The organism is Helicobacter pylori, assembly GCA_008032955.1.
Lineage (GTDB): Bacteria > Campylobacterota > Campylobacteria > Campylobacterales > Helicobacteraceae > Helicobacter > Helicobacter pylori_DC.
Genome location: CP032046.1, coordinates 497,997 through 521,922, shown reverse-complemented (window position 1 = coordinate 521,922; position 23,926 = coordinate 497,997). Strand labels below are relative to the sequence as shown.

The window sequence follows — 23,926 nt, the reverse complement described above, 5'->3', positions numbered from 1 at the left end:
CTAAAAATCACTCTCTAATCATCACAATCCTAGACTTAACGCGCAATTTTTCAAAATGCTCTTCTAAAATCTTATCTTTAGATTCTTCCACTAATTTTTGGGCGATGAATTGCTTGGCCTGGCTGAAACTCACTTCATTTTTACCTTTTTTTTCCTTGATATAAAAGGTGATAAACTGCCCCCCACCCCCATTCATAACGGGCGTAAAAGAGCCTTGCTCATGTGAAATAAAGACTTGAGCGATTTGAGGGTTTAAGGCTTTCATCTCTATTTTTTCATTAGCCTTACTCACCCCTGGAATTTCCAAATTAGGGTCTGCCATAGCCCTTTCTAAATCTTCTTGACTCGTTGAAGTGTAGCGCACGGTTTCTATTTCAGTGGGGATACTGAATTGCTCCTTGTGCTTGTTGTAATATTCGCGCATTTTAGTTTCAGAGCTGGTATCCACATTCGTGAGTAAGATATTACGCAACAATTCTTGCATTTCTAAATGCTCCTTAAGCTGATCTCTATAGAGTTTATAATGCCCCTCAGCCATAAGCATTTGTTTGAAATGGTCTAAATCCATGCCTTGTTGTTGCGCCATCATCGCCATTTCTTGGTCTAGCTTGTCGTCATCTACATGGATTTTTAAGCGTTCAATTTCTTGGTTTTTAATGCGTTCAGCGATCAAACGATCCCTGGCTTGAGCTTTGCTCACTTTGGATTTTTTTTGCTCTTCTTGGATTTGATACAGCGTGATAGGCGAACCATTAACAAGCAAAGAAATGCCCCCTACGACCTTATCTTCAAGGGTGCTATTAGCAGCGTCATTAGGATTACCAAAAATGGAATTGAATTGAGAGCTAGGGCTTGTTTCCTTATTTTTTTCAGTAGCTTGAGGGGTTGTATCTTTTTTTTCAGGTTTTGGCGCGTTGCTTTGAACGCCTTGATTTTGCATGCCTTGATTTTGAACTCCTTTAGCGCTCCCTTTGATTTTAGGAGGCGTTATTTTTTGAGTAGGATTTTTGGCGTCCCCATGATGGACTTCTGCTCTGGGTTTTCTCTTGGCTTTTGTTTCTTTCTTTTCTTCGGTGTTTTTCTTTTCTTCTTTATTCTTCAAATCCTTATTCTTTAATTCTTGGCGGATTTTTTTATCCAAAGAAGACTCTTGCTTCCTCCCTTCTAAGGCTTCCACTTTAGAATCAGGCTCTGCATAAACCACCCCAATAAATAATAGAACCTTAGAAATATAAGAAAAAATTTTCCTCATCAACCCAATTTCTCTTTCAAAATAGCATTCACCACGCTAGGATTAGCCCCTTTTAGATTCTTCATCGCTTGCCCTACAAAAAACCCAAAAAGCTTGTCCTTACCGCTTTTGTATTCAAGCACCTTGTCGGCGTTGTTTTTTAACACTTCTTCTATAACTTTAACAATCGCTTCCGTGTCATTGACTTGAGACAAGCCCATTTGTTCAATGAGCGCATCCACATCGCCCCCTTGCTCTTCTAAAAGCCTGTCTAACACATCTTTAGCGCTCTTACCCGAAATCTTGCCCTCATCAATGCGTTTGGCTAAAGCGCCTAGCGCATGAGCGCTAATCCCACAATTTTCTAAAGTGATTTCAGCCTTCAAGCGCCCTAATAATTCCACGCAAAGCCATGTCACGCTCGTTTTAGCCTTAACCCCAAGATTGAGCATGCTTTCAAAATACTCCGCCAATAAAGGATCGCTCACCAATAAATTCGCATCGTCTTCTTTAAGGTTAAAATCCCTCACATAGCGGATTTTTTTCGCGCTGGGCAATTCATTGATCTTTTGAGCTTCTTTTAAAAGTTTCTCATCAATAAAAACAGGATACAAATCCGGATCTTTAAAATAGCGGTAATCCGCTGACTCTTCTTTATTGCGCATAGAAAGGGTGATCCCTTTGGCGGTGTCAAAAAGGCGCGTTTCTTGAACTACCTCTTCATTATAACGCCCGCTTTCCCACGCCGCGCTTTGGCGCTCTATTTCGTATTCAATCGCTTTAGCGATGAATCTAAAGCTATTTAAATTTTTAATCTCCACCCTCGTGTAAAGCTTTTCATCGCCTTTAGGCCTTATGGATACGTTCGCATCGCACCTGAAATTCCCCTCTTGCATGTTCGCATCAGAAATCCCTATAAAACGCACGATAGCATGGAGCTTTTTCAAATACGCTATGGCTTCTTCACTATTTTGCATGTCCGGCTTGCTGACAATTTCTAATAAAGGGGTGCAAGCGCGATTCAAATCCACCAAAGAATAACTGCCCTCATGGATATTTTTACCGGCGTCTTCTTCCATGTGGGCTCTTTCAATACGCACGATTTTTGCGCCCTCTTTGGTGTCAATCTCTAATTTCCCGTCGCTCACAATAGGGACTTCAAACTGCGAAATCTGATAAGCCTTAGGCAAATCAGGGTAAAAGTAATTTTTCCTCGCAAAAATGGAGTTTTGGTTGATATTGGCTTCAATGGCTGTACCTAACTGGATGGCTTTTTTAACCACTTCTTTATTCAATACCGGCAAAGCTCCCGGTAAGCCCAAACACACAGGGCAGGTGTTAGAATTAGGGGTTTCCCCAAAGCTTGTAGAGCAAGAGCAAAAGATTTTGGTTTTGGTGTTGAGTTGGACATGGACTTCTAGCCCGATTACAGCTTCAAATGGCATTATTTGTCCTTGCTCTTTTTATTGCTCACAATGGCAAAAGTCAAATCATTGATTTCGGTGTGCGCTTTAATGAAATCATTGATTTCTTTCAAACTCATTTTTTGGATTTGATCCAAGAGCGTTTGGTTGAAATTTAAAGGCAAACCTAAATAAAAATAATTGTAAGTGGTGTTCAAGCGGCTAGAGATCGTTTCATTCCTTAAAGGCTCAGAGCCTAGTAAAAACTTTTTAGCGTCGTCTAATTCTTGTTGCGTCATGCCTTTTTCTATAAATTCTTTGACTATTTTTTTAACTAATGCAACGCTTTTAGCTTGAGTGCTGAGCTTGGTTTGCAAATACCCGCTAGCAAAATGCGCCACTTTAGAAAAATTGGAGCGGATATACACGCTATAAGCCAAGCCCTCTTGAACCCTGATTTTTTCCATTAAACGAGAGCCAAACCCTCCCCCAAGCACAAACATCATGACTTTAGATTTCGCTAAATCCTGTTTTAAATCCTTGATTTTAAAGGGCGCGCCAAAATACACGAAAGCCTGCTCAGTGTCTTTATAGAGGACTTTTTCGCTTTTTTTATCGTTCGTTTCAAAATAAGGCTCTTCATACGCTTTACCTTGCGGCAAGAAATTAAGAGCGTTATCTAAACGCTTAAGGGTTTGATCGATTTTCAAATCGCCCCCAAGCACCACCACGAGCTTATTGAGTTCAAAGACCTTAGAAAATTGCTGTTTCAAATCCTCTAGCTTGATTTTTTGGAGACTCTCTTTAGTGCCTAAAGCTGCGTTAGCTAAAGGGGTGTTAGCAAAAAGTTCTTGTTTTAAAGTCAGTTTAGCCAAATAATCAAAATCGCTTTCTTTTTGTAAAAGCGCGGCTAACATTTGGGTTTTGACTTTTTCTAAAGCGTTTTGCGTGAAATTAGGGGATTTTAAAAGCTCTTTTAAGCGCATGATGGCTTCATCTTCGTATTCTTTTAAAAATTCTAAAGTGATTTGCAAATCTTCTGCGCTGGTATCCACATTCAAACTGATCGCTTTTTGCTCTAAAAGTTGCGCAAACCCCACCGCACCAAGCTCCTTAGTGCCTTCGTTTAAAACTTGCGCGAATAATTTCGCCAAACCCAACTGGTTTTTATCGCTTAAGCTCCCACCCCCTCTAAAAGCTAAATGGATAAACCCCATAGGCAATAAATGGTTTTCTTCATAAATCACAGGGACTTTAGCTTGATTGATTTCTTGGTGTGTCAAAGCGCTCGCTTGTAACCCCATAAAAACTCCTAATAATAAAGTGATTAAAAATTTTTTCATGCTCTTTATACCTTTGCTTTAGCCGGATAACGCTTTAAGATTTCATAGGCGGTGTTTCGTTTAGCCGCCACGCTCCCAATGTCTTCAATAAGCTCTATCATTTCCGCTTCATTCATGCAAAAACTCGTTCCGGCCGCTTTCACTACATTTTCTTCCATCATCACACTCCCTAAATCATTCGCTCCAAACAATAAGGCTAACTGCCCTATCATAGAGCCTTGAGTAACCCATGAGCTTTGGATGTTTTGAATGTTATCCAAAAAAATCCTACTGCATGCCAAATAGCGTAAATACCGATTGGAACTCGCTTTTTTAATGCTAGGGATTTCTTCTTTTAAAGGGGTGTTGTTGGGCTGAAAGCTCCATAAAATAAAAGCCCTAAAGCCGCCGGTTTCATCTTGCAAATCGCGCACTCTTTGTAAATGCTCTATTACATCTTCTTCATTATCCACGCTTCCAAACATCATGGTAGCCGTGCTTTTAATCCCGCAAAGATGCGCCATTCTATGCACTTCAATCCACCGATCACTGCTCAATTTTTTAGGAGCAATGACATCGCGCACCCTATCGCTTAATATTTCTGCACCCGCTCCTGGAATGGAGCTTAACCCGGCGTTTTTCAACCTTTCTAAAACTTCTTTTAAAGACAATTTAGAGATTTTAGAAATGTAATCAATTTCAACCGCGCTAAAACCATGAATGGTAATGGTGGGGAATTTTTGAGCGATATGGCTGACTAGATTCTCATAATAATCAATCTTTAGTTGCGGGTGCACCCCCCCTTGAAAAAGGATCTGCGTGCCGCCAATAGCGAGCAATTCTTCAATCTTTTGATCAATTTCCTCATAGCTCAACACATAGGCGTCTTTTTCTTTTAAGGTGCGTTTGAACGCGCAAAACTTGCAATCCACAAAACAAATATTGGTGTAATTGATATTCCTATCCACAATAAAAGTCGTCAAGTTTTCAGGGTGCAAGCGTTGCTTCACTCTCAAAGCCCTTTGCCCTAATTCTTTCAAGGGCGCGTTTTTCATTAAATCCAAAATTTCTTCTCTGTTGATGCGCATTTTAAAACCTTGTTCCCATAGAAAATTCAAAATGTTGCGTGTAATCGTCCATATTAGGGTTAAAGCACAGCCCTTTACATTTTTTGCCATTGCCATCGCCCCATTGGTTGAAAAACGCTATAGGGAAAATCAACACCAAAGGCCCCATGGGCGAAATCCATTCAATCTGTAAGCCTGTAGAAGCCCTCCAAGTCGCTCTTTCAAACCCAGCCCCTATCACGCCATAATCTTTAAAATTCGCCGTCGTGAAAGGAGCGTTATAGAAGAAACTCCCCCTAGTTGGGGTTTTAAAGGTTAAGAAACCAAAGTCAAAAAACCACGCTAAACGCATTTTAGCCGCTTTTAACACCCCATAGCTCAATTCAGTAGAAGCGGTGAAAATCCCATCGCCTCCAAGCCACAAGCCAAACTCATCTTTAGGCGTAACCGATCCGTTTCTAAAGCCTCTCACCGTGGTTACGCCCCCCATATAGAAAGTGGAGTTTAAAGGCAAGTAATCATCGGTGTTATACCTAAAGATATAGCCTCCTTGCGTTTTAAAGCGAGCGATCAAATCTATCAATAAATATTTTTGCAAATGGTGGTAAGCGGCGAATTTACCATAGACTTTAGTGTTACGGACATTCCCGCCTAACCCGTTCCACGAATTGAGCGTTCCAGAGCTTGGCAAACCAGACATCGTCGCATAAGAGCTAAAGATAACCCCATTTCTAGGGAAATAATAATCATCGGTGTTGTCATAGCTCACATCAAGAGTGAAAGAGCTGGTGATAGGCGTGTGGTAATCCCTATCCCAAATACCTTTTATTTCTGGTGAAGTGGTGATCGCTCCAGGATTAGAACAGCTTTCAGGGACCAATGGAGTTCTACCGCCTGATAAGCGGTTGATAATCACCGATGCGGGGGTAGAACATTGTCTTGGAGAAACCACTTCATTAACAGAGGAATAATAGCGGTTGTATAAAGGGCTGCTGAAACCAAGGAGTTTGGTAACATTCAAGTTATACCCTAAGCTCACATGGGTTCTGTTACCCAGCATGCGCCCGACATTCACCCCAAAGCCTCCGCCTTGTTGGATATATTGATAGCTTATCCTATAATCCGCATAAAGATTGATCGTAGAGCTATACCAGCTGTCAAAAATCCTTGGATTAGTCAAACTCAAATTCCCGGCAAACATACGCCCCGCTCCTCTTGGCATGCCCGGATAAGATCTGCCCCCCCCTGTAGCGATGTTAGCATACAAGCTCATGCTTTGCCCGGTGCCAAAAAGATTCCTTTCGCTCACGCTCCCATTAAGCATGAGCCCTCCATAAGAGCCATAGCCTAACCCAAATTGCAACTGCCCAGTGCGCCCCTCTTCTACGCTCACTAACAAATCCATAAGTGAGCTATTCACCCTTTTTTCTTCAATTTTGACTTTAGAGAAGAATCCTAAACGCCTTAAAGAATTTTCAGAATTTCTCAGTTTGGTCAAGTTGTATTTATCCTTAGGTCCTAGTAACAATTCCCTCCTAATGATCCTATCGCTCGTGCGCTGGTTCCCTGAAATGATGACATCATTGATATACACCATATCGCCCACTTCAATACGATAAATGACTTTCACAAGCCCGTTTTTTTCATCTTTATCCAAGTCTGGCTTCACCACCGCAAACGCATAACCCTTATCGGCAATTTCGGTTTTTAAAATTTGCGCATCCGCTCTTAAATGCTCAATATTAAAGACATCTTTCCTTTTAACTTTAAGGGCTTTTTCTAAGGTTTTTAAGGGGACTACCGGGTTGTCAATTTCTATTAAAATGTCTGAAATCCTGTATTGGATCCCCTCTTTGACCTTATAATGGAGCTTAGCGTCATGGGTGGAAAAATCCGTTTTCAAAAAAGGCGAAGAAATGTGAGCGTCTAAATAACCCCTACGCATATACACATCTTGGATACGCAAAGAATCGTATTCTAATTGATCTAAACGCAATTTCCCGTCATTCAAGCCCCACATCCAGCCCATGAAATCTCTTTGCTTGTTCGCGCTTAAAGACTCAATCATGCGGCGTTTTAATTTCGCGCTTCCCTCATAAATGGATTGTTTGATATAAATACTATCCCCCCTATTCACATCAAACACGATCAATAACGCGCCCTCACTGACCTTTTGGGTGCGCACCTCCACCACGCTCCCATAATAGCCCTGACCCTCTAAAGCTGTTTTTAAAGCCGTTTTAGCATGCTCTAATTTTTGCTCATCAAAGGTGTCGCCCTTTTTGATCCCCATTTGGGATTTTAAGCCGTCTTTTTCCTTTTCAGTCCCATAACCCTTGATTTCTACGCCGGCAATCCTGGCTTTTTCATCAAAATGAAACTCTAATATGCCGCCTTCAAAAGTGGCATAAACGTCTTTAAAATACCCTTGATTGAACAAAGCTAAAACAGCGGTGTCTATTTTTTTAGAATCCACAATATCGCCCACACGAATTTTTACAATCTCATTAGCGAGCATGTCAGACATGTAAGAAAGCCCGATATATGAAATGGACTTGACTTTCATTTCTTTAGGCGTTTGATTGGATTGAGAAGTTTCGTTTTGAGCCTCATTTCTTTGAGCTTCTTGAGAGGCTTCTTTTGGCGGAACCAAATCGTTTGGTTTAGAGCCGTCATTTTCTAAAGCTTCAACGCTGGTATTGATACATGCGAAAACAAGAGAGGATAGAATAAATTTTTTAATACTGATTTCCTTAATAGATTTTAGCTTGAGTGTTGTTAGTATCGTTATTATAACTAATCATTCTTAAAAACGCTAAAAATTATTAAAATTTTTGTATGAAATTATACAAACTATCCCTTTCTACCGCAACAAAACCAGCGTCCTTGATTTTAAATACCAAATCTTCTTTTTCTAAACCATGCCGGCTCTTCGCGCCTGCCGCGCTTTGAATGCTCTCTATTTCTATCGTGCCGTCTAAATCGTTAGCGCCAAATTCTTGAGCCACTAAAGCCAAATTCAAGCCCAAAGTCGCCCAATAGGCTTTAATGTGGGGGATATTGTTCAAAAGAATGCGGGATATAGCGATGGTTTTTAGGATTTCTATCGCGCTAGGGGATTTTCCCACTTTCAAATAATTGTTTTCTTTTTGATACAGTAAGGGAATGAATGCGTTAAAGCCCCCTTCTTTATTTTCTACTTTATCTTTAGGGCTTTGGATTTTTTTGATTCTTAGCATGTGATCGATGCGATGGATTTTATTTTCAATATGCCCAAAAAGCATGGTAGCGTTACTCATTTTGCCTAATTTGTGCCAATAAGCATGGATTTCTAACCACCGAGAAGATCCCACCTTACCATTACAGATTTTACGCCTGATCTCTTCATCAAAAATCTCCGCTCCTCCACCAGGCATAGAATCCACCCCGGCTTTGAGCATGTCTTCTAGCACCAATTCAAAAGGTTTGTTGAATTTGGCGCTTAAAAAATGCACTTCTGCAGCGGTCATGGCCTTTAAATGCAAATTAGGCATTTCTTGTTTGATGGTTTCAAACACCTTTAAATACCACTCATAAGAGTAATTAGGGTTATGAGCGCTCACGATATGGACTTCTTTAATCCCCTTGTTGTAGGAGTTTTTAACCTTTTCTAGGATTTCTTCTAAGCTCATTTCATAAGGGTTAGGGTTTTTTCTGTGGGCTGAAAAGGCGCAAAATTTGCAAGCGTCCGTGCAAATATTGCTAGGGTTTAAATGCCTATTCACGTTGAAATACACGATTTTTTGGTGCATGTTTTGGCGCATTTGATCCGCTGCTTCCCCTAGCGTGTATAAATCATAATCATAAAGCTTCACTAACTCTTTACTTTCAGTAACTTGATTGTCTAATACTTTTTCTAAAAAGTCCATGGTTAAATCGCCTTTCATTTTAAAGATAAACATTGTAGCATTTTTGGATTGAAGAATGCTTTTTATATATTATATAAAAATATCCCTTTTAATCTCTCCCTATTGATACCAACCCCTTTTTTTACCTAATTCTCATTAAATAGATTTTTATGATAAAATCTAAGCTTTATCAAGCCATTAGCTGGCGTTCTTTCTCATTTTTATAAATTTTTAAAAATTTTCATACTCTTGTTTACTTTTTCATTATCATTTATGCTATAATTATGGGACAACTTAAACCAACACAAAGGAGATACTATGTTATCAAAAGACATCATTAAGTTGCTAAACGAACAAGTGAATAAGGAAATGAACTCTTCCAACTTGTATATGAGCATGAGTTCTTGGTGCTATACCCATAGCTTAGATGGCTCGGGGCTTTTCTTGTTTGACCATGCGGCTGAAGAATACGAGCATGCTAAAAAGCTCATCATCTTCTTGAATGAAAACAATGTGCCTGTGCAATTGACTAGCATCAGTGCGCCTGAGCATAAGTTTGAAAGCTTGACTCAAATTTTCCAAAAAGCCTATGAACATGAGCAACACATCAGCGAGTCTATTAATAATATCGTCGATCACGCCATAAAAAGCAAAGATCATGCGACTTTCAATTTCTTGCAATGGTATGTGTCTGAACAGCATGAAGAAGAAGTACTTTTCAAGGATATTTTGGATAAAATTGAGTTGATTGGTAATGAAAACCATGGCTTGTATTTGGCTGATCAGTATGTCAAAGGGATCGCTAAAAGCAGGAAATCTTAATTTTAGGGTATTGGGTGCAAAAACTAGCCGTTTTTGATTTTGACTCCACGCTAGTGAATGCTGAGACGATTGAGTCTTTAGCGAGGGCGTGGGGGGTGTTTGATGAAGTGAAAACAATCACTTTGAAAGCTATGAATGGCGAAACAGATTTTCATAAAAGTCTTATTTTAAGGGTTTCTAAACTCAAAAACATGCCCTTAAAACTAGCCAAAGAAGTTTGTGAAAGTCTGCCTTTATTTGAGGGGGCGTTTGAACTCATTAACGCCTTAAAAGAGAAAAATTACAAGGTGGTTTGCTTCAGCGGGGGTTTTGATCTAGCGACCAATCATTACAAGGATTTATTGCATTTAGATGCGGCTTTCAGTAACACGCTGATCGTGGAAAATAACGCCTTAAACGGCTTGGTTACCGGGCATATGATGTTTTCACACTCTAAGGGCGAAATGTTGCTCGCTTTACAACGCTTATTAAATATCAGTAAAGATCGCACTCTAGTCGTGGGCGATGGAGCGAATGATTTGAGCATGTTCAAACATGCCCATATCAAAATCGCTTTCAATGCTAAAGAGGTTTTAAAACAGCACGCCACGCATTGCATCAATGAGCCTAATTTAGCCCTAATCAAGCCTTTGATTTAAAAAATTTTTTTTGTAAAATTCCTTTAAAAGGATAACCATGTTCCAGCCCTTATTAGACGCTTATATAGACAGCACCCAAATAGAAGAGACAGCCCATAAGCCCCCATTAAATGCAGCCCTAGCCAATTGGTGGCCTTTGGATAAAAGAGAAAGCAAAGGGTTTAGAAAAAAATTTATTTTACATTTCATTTTAAGCCAGCATTACACAATCACTTTACACCGAAACCCTGATAAACCTGCGGACATCGTTTTTGGTAACCCCCTTGGCTCAGCCAGAAAAATCTTATCCTATCAAAACGCTAAAAGGGTGTTTTACACCGGTGAAAACGAATCGCCTAATTTCAATCTCTTTGATTACGCCATAGGCTTTGATGAATTGGATTTTAGAGACCGTTATTTGAGAATGCCTTTATATTATGATAGACTACACCATAAAGCCGAGAGCGTGAATGACACCACCGCGCCCTACAAGATCAAATCTGACAGCCTTTATGCTTTAAAAAAACCCTCCCATCATTTTAAAGAAAACCACCCTCATTTATGCGCAGTAGTGAATAATGAGAGCGATCCTTTGAAAAGAGGGTTTGCGAGTTTTGTCGCAAGCAACCCTAACGCTCCTATAAGGAACGCCTTCTATGACGCTTTAAACGCTATTGAGCCAGTTATTGGGGGAGGGAGCGTGAAAAACACTTTAGGCTATAATGTCAAAAACAAGAGCGAGTTTTTAAGCCAATACAAATTCAATCTGTGTTTTGAAAACACTCAAGGCTATGGCTATGTTACTGAAAAAATCATTGACGCTTATTTCAGCCATACTATTCCTATTTATTGGGGGAGTCCTAGCGTGGCGAAAGATTTTAACCCTAAAAGTTTTGTGAATGTGCATGATTTTAAAGATTTTGATGAAGCGATTGATTATGTGAGATACTTGCACACGCACCCAAACGCTTATTTAGACATGCTCTATGAAAACCCTTTAAACACCCTTGATGGGAAAGCTTACTTTTACCAAAATTTGAGTTTTAAAAAAATCCTGGATTTTTTTAAAACGATTTTAGAAAACGACACGATTTATCACGATAACCCTTTTGTTTTCTATCGTGATTTGAATGAGCCTTTAGCGACTATTGATGATTTGAGGGTTAATTATGATGATTTGAGGGTTAATTATGATGATTTGAGGGTTAATTATGATGATTTGAGGGTTAATTATGATGATTTGAGGGTTAATTATGATGATTTGAGGGTTAATTATGATGATTTGAGGGTTAATTATGATGATTTGAGGGTTAATTATGAGCGCCTTTTACAAAACGCTTCACCTTTATTGGAATTGTCTCAAAACACCACTTTTAAAATCTATCGCAAAATTTATCAAAAATCCTTACCTTTGTTGCGCGCCATAAGGAGATGGGTTAAAAAATAAGGTGCATTTTAAGACTGATTGAGAAATTGGAGCGCTATTTTAAAATGCGCTAACGCTTCTTTTTTGAGCGTGGGGTTTTTGAGCATGTCCTCTAAAGCATGGGTGCTTAAAAAATGTTTGGTTTTTAAAGACACGATGCGCCCAAAGGATTCTTCTTTAGAAAGGTTTAAAAGGCGTTTGGGCAAAATCTCGCCAAATACGATAATGACTTTTGAAGCACTGTTGTCTAATTGCCAGATTAAATGGGGCAGGCATGCGTTGATTTCTTCTTCTAAATTGAGGCTGTTAGAGTCGCATTTAAGGAGCGATAAAATACTGCAATCTTTTAAGGGGTAGTTAAAAACCTTTTGGATAATGCTCTCTAACATGGCCGCTTTTAAATTGTTTAAGAAATGTAATTGGCTATCCAGCATGGGGGTTAGCGTGATGAAAGCGAGCTTGGAAGTGGGGTTAAAAAGCCCGATCACCGGTTTTGAATGTTGGTAGCGTTTGCACAAATTACAATTTTCTATACCCTCATGAACTTGTTTGTTAAGGGGCTTATTTTGGGGCTTTATAAGGCTAATATCCGTATAAGTTTCGCCCAAAAGACGCTCCATATAAAGGGAGCGTAAAGTTTGAAAGCGTGAGTGTTGCAAAGCGTTCAGTCTTTATGCTTTTTGAAAGCGTGAGGGCTTAGCATGTTTTCTGGCTTGAAAATATCGTCCAGTTGCTCTTTAGTTAAGATTTTCTTTTCTAAAGCGATGTCATAGATAGAACGATCGCTTTTTAAGGCTTCTTTGGCGATCATAGCGGATTTTTCATAGCCGATATGAGGGTTTAGCGCGGTAACAATGCCAATGCTGTTGAAGACATAATCGTGGCAAATCTTTTCATTAGCCGTGATGCCTTCCACGCATTTAGTCGTCAAAGTTTCAATCGCACGCCCTAAAATCACAAAGGAATGGAATAGCTTGTAAGCAATAACCGGCTCAAACACATTGAGTTGCAATTGCCCTCCTTCTGCGGCTAACGCCACGCTCAAATCATTCCCAATCACCGCAAAGCACACCTGATTGACCACTTCAGGGATCACCGGATTGACTTTACCGGGCATGATAGAGCTACCCGGTTGCATTTTAGGCAAATTGATTTCATTCAACCCGGCTCTAGGGCCTGAACTGAGTAGCCTGAGATCGTTACAAACCTTAGAAAGTTTCACCGCAATACGCTTTAACACCCCACTCACTTGCACATACGCCCCCGTGCTTTGAGTGGCTTCTATCAAGTTATTAGCCATGACAAAGGGACGGCCCGTTACTTCTTGGATTTTCTTTTCAATCAAACCGCGATAATCCGGGTGCGAATTGATCCCTGTGCCAATAGCCGTGCCGCCTAAATTAAGCTCTCTTACCCAATTCCTAGCGTCTAAAACCTGCTCAATATCCCTATCAACCATCAAAGCGTAAGTTTCAAACTCTTGGCCTAAAGTCATAGGCACAGCGTCTTGAAGCTGGGTGCGCCCCATTTTAATCACATGAGCGAATTCCTTAGCTTTTTGAGCGAAAGCGTCCCTTAAAGCCTTCATGGGAGCGACTAAATTACTCAAGCGCTCATAAATAGCGATTTTTAACGCGCTAGGATAGGCATCATTGGTGGATTGAGAGCGATTGACATGGTCGTTGGGGTGGCAAAATTGATACTCGCCCTTTTTATGCCCCATGTATTCTAAAGCTAAATTAGCAATCACTTCATTCATGTTCATGTTCGTGCTTGTGCCAGCCCCCCTTGAATCATATCCACAATGAATTGATCATGATATTTGCCATCAATCAGCAAATCGCACGCATGGCAAATCGCAATCTTAAGCTTTTCATCAATCAAGCCTAATTGCGCGTTCGCTAAAGCAGCCGCTTTTTTGACTTGAGCAAAAGATTTGATAAAAACAGGATAACTGCAAAGCTTGTCGTTGGTGATGAAAAAATTTTCACTCGCTCTTAAAGTTTGGATCCCATAATAAACTTCATCGCTAATTTCCATTTGCCCAATGAAATCATGCTCAATACGCATAAAAGCTCCTTATGTAATAATTGAAAAATGTTCTAGCTATTGTAACCAAATCTTGGATTATTTTTCTTTCAAGCGCGCAACTTTTGCCCCTAAGGCGTTGATTTTATCCTCTAATCTCTCATAACCCCTATCCAAGTGGTAAATCCTATGCACCCTACTCACGCCCTTAGCCACTAAAGCGGCTAAAATGAGAGCCGAAGAAGCCCTTAAATCGGTCGCCATCACATCGCTTCCGGTAAGCTCTGTGGATCCGCTAATGGTAGCGATATTGGTTTTTAGGCTGATATTAGCCCCCAAGCGTTGCAACTCACTCGCATGCATGAAGCGGTTTTCAAAAAGCGTTTCTTCAATCACGCTCGTCCCCAAACACTGCGTGGCTAACGCCATGAATTGCGCTTGCATGTCTGTGGGAAAGCCCGGGTATTCTTTCGTGGTGATTTCAAAGGCTTGTCGTTTTTTGGCCGGATAAATTTCTATAGAATTTTCTTGAATGTCTAGCGAAAAACCAATTTCTATGAGCTTGTCGGTGATCGCTTGAAGATGGTTAGGGATGATACGATTGATTTTAAGCTGGCTGTTAGTGATAGCCCCCACGCACAAATAAGTGCCTGCTTCAATCCTATCGGGTATGATTTGAATGTCTTTTAAATTTAAAGCGTCGCTTTCTACCCCCCTAATCTGTAACTCGCTGCTGCTAACGCCCTCAATTTCTACCCCCCCACTCTGCAAAAACGCGCACAATTGAGTGATTTCTGGCTCTTTAGCCGCATTAATGATGCGCGTGATCCCTTTAGCCAAACTGGCTGCCATGAGGGCGTTTTCTGTGCCTGTAACGCTGATTTTATCAAATAAAATATCATTCCCTTTCAAGCCTTTAGGGGCTTTTGCATGGATATAGCCTTGCTCAATTTTGATTTCAGCCCCTAATTGTTGCATCGCTTTTAAGTGCAAATCCACAGGCCTAGCTCCTATAGCGCACCCACCGGGCAAACTCACTAAGCATTCTTTAAAACGCGCCAATAGTGGGCCTAAAACCAAAATGGAAGCACGCATTTTACGCACCAAATCGTAAGTGGCTTCGGTGTGGCTCAAGGATTTAGCACTGATTTGAAGCGTGTTAGGATTAAGCCATTCTAAGCTTGCGCCTAAATTTTGCAACAATAACGCCATCGCCTTTATATCCACTACTTGGGGCAAAGATTTGATTTTGACTTCTTGGCGGCTTAAAAGCGTGGCGGCTAAAATGGGGAGCGCGGAGTTTTTCGCCCCAGAAATTTCTACCCCCCCTTTTAAAGGGACTTGTCCTACAATCTCTAAAAAATCCAATTCTATCCTTTTTCTTTTTTATTCTTAAGGGCTAAGCCGGTAGCGTTAGCGATTTTTTGCGCATGACTAGGGTTAGCATTTTCTAATTCTTGCCCAAAATTAATAGCGTCTTCTAATTCAAAAAATTCTGAAGCGACTAATTTTTGGATCGTTTCTAACCACAGAGTTTCTTTGTCTTTGGGGCAAATTTTAAAACGCTCATTGAAGTTGCTTTTAAGTTTTTCTAAAGCTGGTGCGCTTTTAAGGTTTTTGATTTGTTCGTTTAAATTTTCTAAAGAAAGGCTTTTATTAGGAATATTTTGCTCTAAAGGGGGGCGAGTAAGCCTCCAAACAAGCCCCACCAATAACACAGGCAGCAGGCATACAAAGAGGATCAAATACATGTAAGCGTAATAAGTCAAATTGCCCATGTTGATAAGATTTATAAGCGTTTTTTATAATAAGCGTTACTCGCTTCAATATAGCCTTCCACGCTCCCGCAATCGTATCGTTTGCCTTTGAATTGGTAAGCGATGATGCGCTTTCTTTTGGCTTGAGTGCGTAAGGCGTCTGTGATTTGGATTTCATTGTTTTTACCCGGTTTCGTCTCGCTTAAAATTTCAAAAATATCTGGGGTTAGAATGTAGCGCCCTATCACGGCTAGATTGCTTGGGGCGTCTTCTTGGCTTGGTTTTTCCACCATGTCTTTAATCTCATACACCCCCTCTTCTAACCATTCGCCCCTGATCACGCCGTATTTTGAAACTTCTTCTAACGCTACTTCTTCAATGGCGACAATGGGGCATTGGTATTTTTGATACAACGAAGTCATTTGCTTTAACACGCTTGGGTGATCATGGCTTATGCATAAGTCATCGGATAAAATCACCGCAAAAGGCTCATTGCCTATGAGGGCTTCTCCGGTTAAAATCGCATGCCCTAAGCCTTTCATTTGCTTTTGGCGCACATAGGAAAAACAGCATTTTTCTATAATGTTACGAATGCTTTTTAGGGCGTTTTCTTTGTTAGTGCCTTGGATTTGATGCTCTATTTCATAGCTCGTGTCAAAATAATCTTCTAAGCTACGCTTGTTTCTACCCGTAACGATCGCCATCACTTCACAACCCGCGTCCATCGCTTCTTCTACAGCGTATTGGATTAAAGGCTTATCCACAATGGGCAGCATTTCTTTAGGAATGGTTTTAGTGATCGGCAAAAAACGCGTGCCATAGCCAGCGGCAGGAAAAAGGCATTTTTTAATCATGGTTTGTCCTTTGAGTTAAGAGTTTGTTCTAAAAACGCATCAATAGGGATGAAATTCCCAAAAATTTCTTGATAAATCAAGTAATTGAGCATGACCCTAAAGCCATACATGCGAGTCTCGCTATAAGGCATAAGCTCCATGCTAAGCCATGGCTCAAAATGATTTTTTTCTTTAAATCGTTTGGAGCTTTCTAACCACCTCCTTAAAAACCCAGGCCCAGCGTTATAGGCGTAGGCGACAAAAAGGGGGTGGTTGAATTCTTTTTTCAAATGGTTCAAGTAATAATTACCAAATTTGAGGGCGATATTGGGGTTAAACATGTCGTTTAGATCAACATTATCCATGCCAAGGCTTTTAGCGAAAGGCTCTACATTAAAGGGCATGATTTGCATAAGCCCTAGAGCAAAGGAGCGAGAGATTAAGGCCGGGAGCAAGAAGCTTTCTTGCCTAGCGATCGCATACGCCATAGCCCTTTCATCTGTATTTTGCCATTCAATAATGCCCTCATAAGGGGATAAATAATAATAAATCTTGTCTTTATTGCGTTGGCTTAAAAGATAGGTTAATTCAGGGGCGCTTTTTTCATAATACAAGCTTTTTAGCATCGCATTAAACGCGCCCTCATCTTTCAAACTCAAGGTTTTTTCCTTAAAAATTTGCCACGAAAAAGGGTCATAAGTGTTAAAAGGAGGGTCTTCTTGGCTTAAATTCTGGATGTGAGAAATGATGCGATAACTGGGCGTGGTTTGGAGTTTGCGGCTCGCATAAAGACTATAGAGGTTTAAGGCAGGGCTTTGTGAAAGATGTTCTAAAGTTTTTTTCTTTTTAGAGACTAAATACTGCCAAAAAATCGCTCTGTCTTTTGAAAAATCATCGTCCTTGATAACCGCTTCTGAGCGTTCAAAATACTTGAGTGCTTTAGAAGTTTTTTTGCGCAAGATTTCATTGATCCCTAGAATAAAAAAGGTTTGCGCGTTGCTGTGGGTAGCGTTACTTTTAGTGAGAGCGTCTTTAAAATGATCCAATTTAGGATCTAAGATAACCTGATAGATCAAGCGGTTAAACGCCGGGTAATCTTCGTCTAAAAGGCGGTTTAACTCTTTAATAGGGATATGCTTTTCAAAAATTTGGAGCTTTTTTTCATAACTCAAATGATTGAAAAGCGCGCTAAACACTTGCGCGTTAGCCTTAAACAAAGAAGCGCTCACATGCTTACTTTGCAAAATTTCTAATTCTTCATAAAGAACGGGGTAAGCCTCTTTGATTTTTTCTTGTAAGGGCTTAAGGGTTTGAAGGGGGATTTTATCAAAATCTCTGATTTTTGATTTTAAAGCGATAGCGATACAGCTTGCTTGGAAAGTGTCTGTTTCTTCTAGCATGCTTTCTAAAGCCGTTTGCTTGCAATAAATATCTTCAGGCAATTTAACATCAGGGTTTTTTTCTGCATTGTCTGAGCCTTTTTCTTGCATGGCCTTTTGTAGGGCGTTGTTTTTGTTTTGAGTCAATTCATAGGCTTTTTTAGCGTTTTCTAAAGTGGTTTTTTTATCGCTAATATAACGCCACAAATAATAATCCCTAACGATCCCGGCGGGCTTTTTTTCTAAATCTTTTAAATTGAACTCAGTTTGAGAAAAACTAACGCCAAGCGCACCGATAAAAAATAAAATAAAAAAACGCATGATTTCCTTTAAAGACTTTTGGCGAGCATAAAAAGCCATTGGATGAGAGTTAAATCCAAAAATTTCAAAACGATGACCACCACTAAAGGAGCGAAATCCAACCCGTTAAACACCAGCTTGAATCTAGAGCGTAAAAAATAAAACACCGGCTCACACAAGCGAGCGAGGATTTGCATGATGGGGTTATTGGGGTTAGGCTGCACGAAGCTGATAAGCGAATAAATGATCACCACCCACATATAAATCGTAATGAGCGAGCTTAAAATCACCGCTATCGCATTAATAAGGGTAGAAAATATCATGCTTTGAGCCTTAAAACTTCTTGATGATGGCTTTGGATATAGGGGAAAATCAAAGGCAATTCAATGCCATGCGAGTTCCCGGTCAAAAGAATGCGCAAAGGTTTGAAAAAATCCTTACCCTTAAGCTGGCTCAATCGCATGGCTTCTTTTTTAAAACTTTCAAAATCCTTATAGGCTTGAAAATCCATGCTTTTTAGAGCGTTAAAAAGCGCTAAACAACGCTCTTTAAAATCTTCGTTTTCATAAGTTTTAACAATATCCTTTGGCTCTAAAAACAACGAAATTTTTTCTTTCAATTCTAAAAGCGTGCCGCATTCTTCTACAAACAATCTTAAAAGCCCTAGGAGGTTTTTATCTTTTATGTGAGCGCATTCTAATAATGTTTCATCGTCTAAAAGCTTTAAATGCTCGTGGTTTAAGTGTTTTAAATATTTCAAATTAAAATGAGCTGGGGAGCTGGAAAGGTTTTCTAAACTAAACCATTCTATCGCTTCATCAAGGCTAAAAACTTCCTTAGGCACTTTGTTACCGATAGTGATGAGGTAATTCACGATCGCAACCGGCAAAAACCCTTGATTCAAAAGCCATTTCACGCTGGACGCTTCGTCTCTTTTGCTCATCTTTTTACCGCTTACTTCATCTAAAATAATGGGCAAATGCGCATAAACAATCGGATCGTTTGAGCCTAAAGCTTCTTGGATTAAGATTTGTTTAGGGGTGTTACTCACATGATCTTCGCCTCTAATAATCAGACTGATTTCATAGAGCAAATCATCGCATGCGCAAGCGAAATTATAAGTCGGGCTTTTATCTTTCCTTAAAAGCACAAAAGAATCCAATTCATAAGGTTCAAATTTCACTTCTTTTTTAATCGCATCATTGAAAGACACCGCATGATTTGGGGCTTTCAAACGCACCACAGGGGCATGGTTTTTGTCTTTTTCTAAAGTGGCCCACTCGTCTAAATACCTAAAAGGGCGTTTTTCATTTTTGGCTTTTTCTTTTTCTCTTTCTAAAAACTCCGCGCTCGCATAACAATAAAACGCTTTATTTTCCTTCAGTAATTTTTCTGCCATTTCTCTGTGATACTCTATATTATGGCTTTGATACACGAGCTTGTCCCAGCTTATCCCCATAAGCTTTAAAATCTCTAAAATCTCTTGGTCTTTGCCTTCAATGTTGCGCTCTTTGTCCGTGTCTTCAATGCGGATGAGAAAGGGTTTATGTTGCTGTTTGGCCACAATGTAGTTAAAAATGGCTGCCCTTAAATTCCCTATGTGCATATCCCCTGTAGGCGAAGGCGCAAAACGAAGCATAAAAACCCTTTATTTGAAAATAGTTTTTGATTATACCTAAAGAATACTTAATTATATTGTGGTGGTTCTGTTTTTATCAAACATGAATAGGCATTATTCAAGAGATTAGCGCTTGGCTAACGCCAAGCTTTTTATGATTAATTATCAAAAAGCCAGAAGCGTTTTTATTCAATCACTTCATAAATAACTTCTGTCTTCCAACGGGTTTTAGGGGTGATTTCTTGGTTGCGATAACCAAAACAAGCCATTACCGACACGCCAAATTCCGCCGTGTTCAGATAGCCCTTTTCCTCTAAATAAGCTTCCACTTTTTCTTGATCATACCCTTCAATCGGGCAAGAATCAATCCCTAACATGGCCGCTGCCATCATCATGTTCGCCATTTGGATATAAGTCTGCTTGCTAGCCCAATCAAACAAGGATCGTTCGCTATTGAGTTTTATATCGTTCTCTTGGAAATTTTTGATGATTTGAGCGAACCTTGAATTAGAATCATAATCCCTTTTCTTAACCTCATGCATCACTTTTTTAACGTAATCGCTGTCATAAGTAACGCCCTTTCACGCAAGATAAATGACAAAATGGCTCGCTCCCTCCAAACTAGAGATCGCCCCCCATGCCATCGGTTTTAAATCTTCTTTCATGCGTTCATTTTTTAATAAAAGCATTTTCCATGGCTCAAGCCCGATTGAAGAAGGGGCTAACCTCCCCACTTCAACCAAAGCTTCCCAATCCTTTTGTGAAATACGGCGATTGGGATCGTATTTTTTCGTAGCGAATCGTTGGTGCTGTAAAGCAACCACTTGTTCTCTGTCCATTTTAATGTTCTCCTTTTTCTAAATAATGATAAACGGCTGCCATATCCAATTCGCCTAAACCGGATTTTTCCGCTTGAGAATAAAGCTCTTGCGCCTTGAATAAGAATGGCAATTCAATCGCCTCTCCTGCTTCATTTTTAGCTAAACGAATATCCTTAGCCATAAGTTTCAAACTGAAAGCGGCCGGATAATTGTCTTGTAGCCACATGCCTTTTTTAGCTTGAAAGAGAGGCGAATTCATGCTAGATTGGCCAATAATTTGCAAAAATGACTCTGCATCAACCCCTAAATGTTTGGCTAATAGCAAAGCTTCTGAATAAGCAATCCCCATTTGAGCCAAAAGGCTATTAATGGATAATTTAGCCCCTGTCCCTTGACCAATCTTACCCAAATAAAAAATCTGACTCCCCAAATGCGCCAAAACAGGTTTGAGTTGAGTGATCACTTCTTCATTACCGGCTGCTAAAATCAATAACGCCCCAGCTTTAGCCGCGCCAACCGATCCTGAAACGGGCGCTTCAAGGTAAGTTGCTTGATGCTTTTGAGCGATTTTTTCTAAAGATAAGCTTTCCAAAGGGGCGATGGTGCTCATATTCACCACGATTTTTTCAGACATCTGTTCCCAAAATTCTAGCGCTAAAACGGCATCAATCGCCGCTTTATCCGAAAGCATGATAAAAACCAGATCAACTTTAGCGGCCAAATCTATAGGGCTAGTATAAACCGCTACGCCTTTTTCTTTTAAAGGGGCTGCTTTGCTCTCTGTTCGGTTATAAACCGACACTTCTAAATTTGCATCGCACAAACGAGTCGCCATAGGAGTCCCCATAGCCCCTAGTCCAATCCATCCAATTTTCATTCAATCCTCACTTATTAGCGTGAATACGCCACTAAACCATCTAACCAAGCTTGATGGCCATTCAACATCGCATTAGGCACAGATTTCGCTAAAGCTTTAGCAGGGACTCCTGATTGGCTTTCTTGGGTTAAAATACGCACACGATCATTATCTAATTTTTCAACTAGCCATGCGTGATACACTTCAAGATACTCATCGCCTTTAGCTTCATTCCAGCCTCTCCAAGCCAAACGCAAAATAGCGTCTTTCAATTCAAACTCTTCCACTTCTGCTTCCACCAAAAAGCCAAAAGTTTCAAAGCGGAAACGAGTCTTGTCTTTAAGAATGGTATTGTCTTGATGATACATGTGGATATTCCCTGAATTTTTGTAATACTTTTCCCAATGGGACGCATCTCTTAAATGCTGCACCACTTTATTAAAATCCAAACCTTTGACAATAACTTCATTGGACACGAAATTATCAGTCTCTCCTGGAATCCATTTCTTAGGCCATTGAATCGCATTCATCGTTGTCATGTTTTTTCCATTTTTAATTTTTAATTTTTTGCCTATTGGCGAAAGATTTATAGCATCATTAGGTAAATAATGACCCTTAACCCACTCAATCAGCCATTCTAAAGCGTTGTTTTTAGGATTTTCAATGACTGAATTTAAGCATGCGTTTAAAATTTCGCCGATTTTTTGGTGCTGATAACCCAAGTTTTGAAGCTCGCCACCCTTAAGGGCTAGGTGTTCTTTTTTAAAAGGCTCGTTAGAATCAAATATTTCTTTTAACAAGCCTTTGATTTTTAAAGCGTGTTTGGGGTTTTCTAGCACATAAAAATCTAAAGCCAAATTAAAAGGCTCTAAATCGTAATCCTTTAATAAAAATTTTAACTCTGTTTTGTTATGAATATTTAAAAAAGCTTTATGGCATTCTTTAGCTTGAGCGAATAAAACACAAGTTTTTTTAGGATAGCGTAAATTTTCTAAACTTTTTTGATGCTTGAAAAACCCTAATAATCTTAATTCCAAATTCAAAGGCGCGTTTTTTAAAAACCCTAAATTTTCTATTTTTTCTTGAGTAACCAACTCTAAAATTTCTTGATATTCTTTAGCCACTTCATAGGCGTTTTTCCCCATAAGAAGCTTATTCAATTCGCTTTGTAAGCGCTCTTTAGAAAGGTGTTTTAACAAATCCTTACACGCAAAAACCGCTCTTTTGGTGCTTGCTGCTATCTTAAAACCTAAAGTCGCGCTGAATCGCAGCGCTCTTAAAATCCTTAAAGCGTCTTCAAAAAACCTCAATCGCGCTTCCCCCACGCATTCAATCGTTTGATTTTCAATCGCATTCTGCCCTTTAAAAGGATCAATCAGCCCTTTTGTAGGGCTATAAGCGATCGCATTCATGCTAAAATCGCGCCGCTTTAAATCGTCTGTCAAATGAGCGCTAAAAACCAATTCTTTAGGCTTTCGGTGTTTGATATGCCCCTTTTCCATTCTAAAAGTTGTGATTTCATAGCTTTGATGGTTTTTAAGAGCCGTGATCGTGCCATGTTTGATACCGGTTTCTAGCACTCTAAAATCGTGCTTTAAAAGAAGCTCTTTGCTTTCATTGACTAAAGCGTTTGAGGTCAAATCGTAATCTTTGGGGGTAATGCCCATCAAACAATCGCGTACGCACCCTCCCACCAAGTAAAGCTCATAGGGGGATTTTTCATAAATGTCAAACAATTCTTTTAATTCTGCTTTTAACTCAAACACGCTTTTTACTCTTAAAATTTCTTTGTGTTATTATATCTTTTTAGAATTTTAAGGAATTTTGATGGAACAAGAAATTTGCGTGATCGGTTTTAGCGGCGGGCAAGATAGCACCACTTTAGCCGTGTGGGCGAAAAAGCGTTTTAAAAAAGTCTGTTTAGTGGGGTTTGATTATGCGCAAAAACACTCTGTGGAATTAGAATGCGCTCAAAAAATCGCTTCTCTTTTGCAACTCCCTTATGAAATCATCTCGTTAGATTTTTTAGAGAATATCACCCGCTCCGCGCTTTTTAAAAACTCTAACGATTTAATAGGGCATTCGCATGTGCAAAATAAAGATTTACCCAACTCTTTTGTGCCTAATCGTAACGCTATTTTTATCACCCTTTTGCATTCTTACGCGCAAAAAATAGGGGCTAGCAACATCGCTTTAGGGGTTTCGCAAGCGGATTTTAGCGGCTATCCGGATTGTAAAGAAGATTTTATTAAAAGCATCGAGCATGCCCTAAATTTAGGATCAAACACAGCGATTAAAATCCTAACGCCTTTAATGTTTTTGAATAAAGCGCAAGAATTTCATATGGCTAAAGATTTGGGCGTCTTAGATTTAGTCATCAAAGAAACGCACACCTGCTACCAAGGAGAGCGAAAGATTTTGCATGCTTATGGCTATGGCTGCGATAAATGCCCGGCATGCCAATTGAGGAAAAAAGGCTTTGAAGAGTTTCAAGCCATGCTATAAAAAATAATTTTTTAAAGAATAGGGTTTTTAAAACTTTGTTTTTATAATAAATTT

19 protein-coding genes and 2 pseudogenes are annotated in these 23,926 nt (G+C 39.7%); 4 read left to right on the top strand and 17 right to left on the bottom strand.

Annotation, left to right across the window (positions count from 1 at the left end):
- Positions 1-7: 7 nt before the first annotated feature.
- The 6 genes from D2C72_02510 to mqnE form a co-directional block, all read right to left on the bottom strand.
- Positions 8-1,252 carry a SurA protein gene (locus D2C72_02510; protein QEF43291.1) on the bottom strand — a complete coding sequence of 415 codons (1,245 nt, stop codon included), beginning with the start codon at positions 1,250-1,252 and terminating at the stop codon, positions 8-10.
- Complete coding sequence (gene gatB / locus D2C72_02505) at positions 1,252-2,679, bottom strand: Asp-tRNA(Asn)/Glu-tRNA(Gln) amidotransferase subunit GatB (GenBank protein QEF43290.1); 1,428 nt, start codon at positions 2,677-2,679, stop codon at positions 1,252-1,254. Before gatB ends, D2C72_02510 begins: the two co-directional genes overlap by 1 nt.
- On the bottom strand, positions 2,676-3,977 hold the full coding sequence (locus D2C72_02500; protein ID QEF43289.1) for an insulinase family protein: 1,302 nt from the start codon (positions 3,975-3,977) through the stop codon (positions 2,676-2,678). The genes gatB and D2C72_02500 overlap by 4 nt, the downstream gene beginning before the upstream one ends.
- 5 nt (positions 3,978-3,982) lie before the next feature.
- Positions 3,983-5,134 carry a dehypoxanthine futalosine cyclase gene (locus D2C72_02495; protein ID QEF44168.1) on the bottom strand — a complete coding sequence of 384 codons (1,152 nt, stop codon included), beginning with the start codon at positions 5,132-5,134 and terminating at the stop codon, positions 3,983-3,985.
- Positions 5,046-7,766: an outer membrane protein assembly factor BamA gene (gene bamA, locus D2C72_02490; GenBank protein ID QEF43288.1), complete on the bottom strand. Its 2,721-nt coding sequence runs from the start codon at positions 7,764-7,766 to the stop codon at positions 5,046-5,048. Before bamA ends, D2C72_02495 begins: the two co-directional genes overlap by 89 nt.
- 82 nt (positions 7,767-7,848) lie before the next feature.
- Positions 7,849-8,931 (bottom strand): aminofutalosine synthase MqnE, encoded by a 1,083-nt coding sequence (gene mqnE, locus D2C72_02485; protein QEF44167.1) that lies wholly within the window; start codon positions 8,929-8,931, stop codon positions 7,849-7,851.
- A 297-nt stretch (positions 8,932-9,228) separates the two neighbouring features.
- Between mqnE and D2C72_02480 the strand changes: the two genes are divergently transcribed.
- The 3 genes from D2C72_02480 to D2C72_02470 are packed head-to-tail and all read left to right on the top strand — an operon-like array spanning position 9,229 to position 11,796.
- The gene (locus D2C72_02480) at positions 9,229-9,732 is read left to right on the top strand and encodes a ferritin (protein QEF43287.1); all 504 of its coding nucleotides are present in this window, start codon (positions 9,229-9,231) and stop codon (positions 9,730-9,732) included.
- 14 nt (positions 9,733-9,746) lie between these two features.
- Positions 9,747-10,370: a phosphoserine phosphatase SerB gene (serB, locus tag D2C72_02475; GenBank protein ID QEF43286.1), complete on the top strand. Its 624-nt coding sequence runs from the start codon at positions 9,747-9,749 to the stop codon at positions 10,368-10,370.
- Positions 10,371-10,407: 37 nt separating this feature from the next.
- Entirely contained in the window at positions 10,408-11,796 is a 1,389-nt protein-coding gene (locus D2C72_02470) for a fucosyltransferase (GenBank protein ID QEF43285.1), read from the top strand.
- Between the two features lie 8 nt (positions 11,797-11,804).
- On the opposite strand, the gene D2C72_02465 is transcribed toward D2C72_02470, so the two are convergent.
- From D2C72_02465 to D2C72_02415, 11 genes and pseudogenes are all read right to left on the bottom strand, one after another.
- Positions 11,805-12,395 (bottom strand): uracil-DNA glycosylase, encoded by a 591-nt coding sequence (locus D2C72_02465; GenBank protein ID QEF44166.1) that lies wholly within the window; start codon positions 12,393-12,395, stop codon positions 11,805-11,807.
- Between the two features lie 44 nt (positions 12,396-12,439).
- A pseudogene (aspA, locus tag D2C72_02460) lies at positions 12,440-13,845 on the bottom strand (aspartate ammonia-lyase).
- Between the two features lie 57 nt (positions 13,846-13,902).
- On the bottom strand, positions 13,903-15,171 hold the full coding sequence (gene murA, locus D2C72_02455; GenBank protein QEF43284.1) for a UDP-N-acetylglucosamine 1-carboxyvinyltransferase: 1,269 nt from the start codon (positions 15,169-15,171) through the stop codon (positions 13,903-13,905).
- A 2-nt stretch (positions 15,172-15,173) separates the two neighbouring features.
- Positions 15,174-15,581, bottom strand: coding sequence for a hypothetical protein (locus D2C72_02450; GenBank protein QEF43283.1), 408 nt, complete (start codon positions 15,579-15,581; stop codon positions 15,174-15,176).
- An 11-nt stretch (positions 15,582-15,592) separates the two neighbouring features.
- Positions 15,593-16,414 carry a UTP--glucose-1-phosphate uridylyltransferase gene (gene galU / locus D2C72_02445; protein ID QEF43282.1) on the bottom strand — a complete coding sequence of 274 codons (822 nt, stop codon included), beginning with the start codon at positions 16,412-16,414 and terminating at the stop codon, positions 15,593-15,595.
- Entirely contained in the window at positions 16,411-18,093 is a 1,683-nt protein-coding gene (locus D2C72_02440; protein ID QEF43281.1) for a lytic transglycosylase domain-containing protein, read from the bottom strand. The genes galU and D2C72_02440 overlap by 4 nt, the downstream gene beginning before the upstream one ends.
- Positions 18,094-18,101: 8 nt before the next feature.
- Complete coding sequence (locus tag D2C72_02435; GenBank protein QEF43280.1) at positions 18,102-18,395, bottom strand: YggT family protein; 294 nt, start codon at positions 18,393-18,395, stop codon at positions 18,102-18,104.
- Positions 18,392-19,711, bottom strand: coding sequence for a glutamate--tRNA ligase (locus tag D2C72_02430; protein ID QEF43279.1), 1,320 nt, complete (start codon positions 19,709-19,711; stop codon positions 18,392-18,394). The genes D2C72_02435 and D2C72_02430 overlap by 4 nt, the downstream gene beginning before the upstream one ends.
- A 164-nt stretch (positions 19,712-19,875) precedes the next feature.
- Positions 19,876-20,529: pseudogene (locus D2C72_02425) on the bottom strand (NAD(P)H-dependent oxidoreductase).
- A 1-nt stretch (position 20,530) separates the two neighbouring features.
- Positions 20,531-21,388, bottom strand: coding sequence for an NAD(P)-dependent oxidoreductase (locus tag D2C72_02420; GenBank protein QEF43278.1), 858 nt, complete (start codon positions 21,386-21,388; stop codon positions 20,531-20,533).
- Positions 21,389-21,402: 14 nt separating this feature from the next.
- On the bottom strand, positions 21,403-23,133 hold the full coding sequence (locus D2C72_02415; GenBank protein ID QEF43277.1) for a polynucleotide adenylyltransferase: 1,731 nt from the start codon (positions 23,131-23,133) through the stop codon (positions 21,403-21,405).
- Positions 23,134-23,194: 61 nt separating this feature from the next.
- Here D2C72_02415 and queC point away from each other — a divergent pair, with 61 nt between their 5' ends.
- Positions 23,195-23,872, top strand: a complete 678-nt coding sequence (gene queC / locus D2C72_02410) for a 7-cyano-7-deazaguanine synthase QueC (GenBank protein ID QEF43276.1) — start codon at positions 23,195-23,197, stop codon at positions 23,870-23,872.
- Positions 23,873-23,926: the final 54 nt, after the last annotated feature.

Bases quoted from the DNA above. Each gene is read 5' to 3' on its own strand.
- D2C72_02510 (QEF43291.1), bottom strand. From the start codon at position 1,252: ATGAGGAAAATTTTTTCTTATATTTCTAAGGTTCTATTATTTATTGGG.
- D2C72_02500 (QEF43289.1), bottom strand. From the start codon at position 3,977: ATGAAAAAATTTTTAATCACTTTATTATTAGGAGTTTTTATGGGGTTA.
- D2C72_02495 (QEF44168.1), bottom strand. From the start codon at position 5,134: ATGGCAAAAAATGTAAAGGGCTGTGCTTTAACCCTAATATGGACGATT.
- mqnE (QEF44167.1), bottom strand. From the start codon at position 8,931: ATGGACTTTTTAGAAAAAGTATTAGACAATCAAGTTACTGAAAGTAAA.
- D2C72_02480 (QEF43287.1), top strand. From the start codon at position 9,229: ATGTTATCAAAAGACATCATTAAGTTGCTAAACGAACAAGTGAATAAG.
- D2C72_02470 (QEF43285.1), top strand. From the start codon at position 10,408: ATGTTCCAGCCCTTATTAGACGCTTATATAGACAGCACCCAAATAGAA.
- D2C72_02465 (QEF44166.1), bottom strand. From the start codon at position 12,395: ATGGAGCGTCTTTTGGGCGAAACTTATACGGATATTAGCCTTATAAAG.
- D2C72_02450 (QEF43283.1), bottom strand. From the start codon at position 15,581: ATGGGCAATTTGACTTATTACGCTTACATGTATTTGATCCTCTTTGTA.
- galU (QEF43282.1), bottom strand. From the start codon at position 16,414: ATGATTAAAAAATGCCTTTTTCCTGCCGCTGGCTATGGCACGCGTTTT.
- D2C72_02440 (QEF43281.1), bottom strand. From the start codon at position 18,093: ATGCGTTTTTTTATTTTATTTTTTATCGGTGCGCTTGGCGTTAGTTTT.
- D2C72_02435 (QEF43280.1), bottom strand. From the start codon at position 18,395: ATGATATTTTCTACCCTTATTAATGCGATAGCGGTGATTTTAAGCTCG.
- D2C72_02430 (QEF43279.1), bottom strand. From the start codon at position 19,711: ATGCTTCGTTTTGCGCCTTCGCCTACAGGGGATATGCACATAGGGAAT.
- D2C72_02420 (QEF43278.1), bottom strand. From the start codon at position 21,388: ATGAAAATTGGATGGATTGGACTAGGGGCTATGGGGACTCCTATGGCG.
- queC (QEF43276.1), top strand. From the start codon at position 23,195: ATGGAACAAGAAATTTGCGTGATCGGTTTTAGCGGCGGGCAAGATAGC.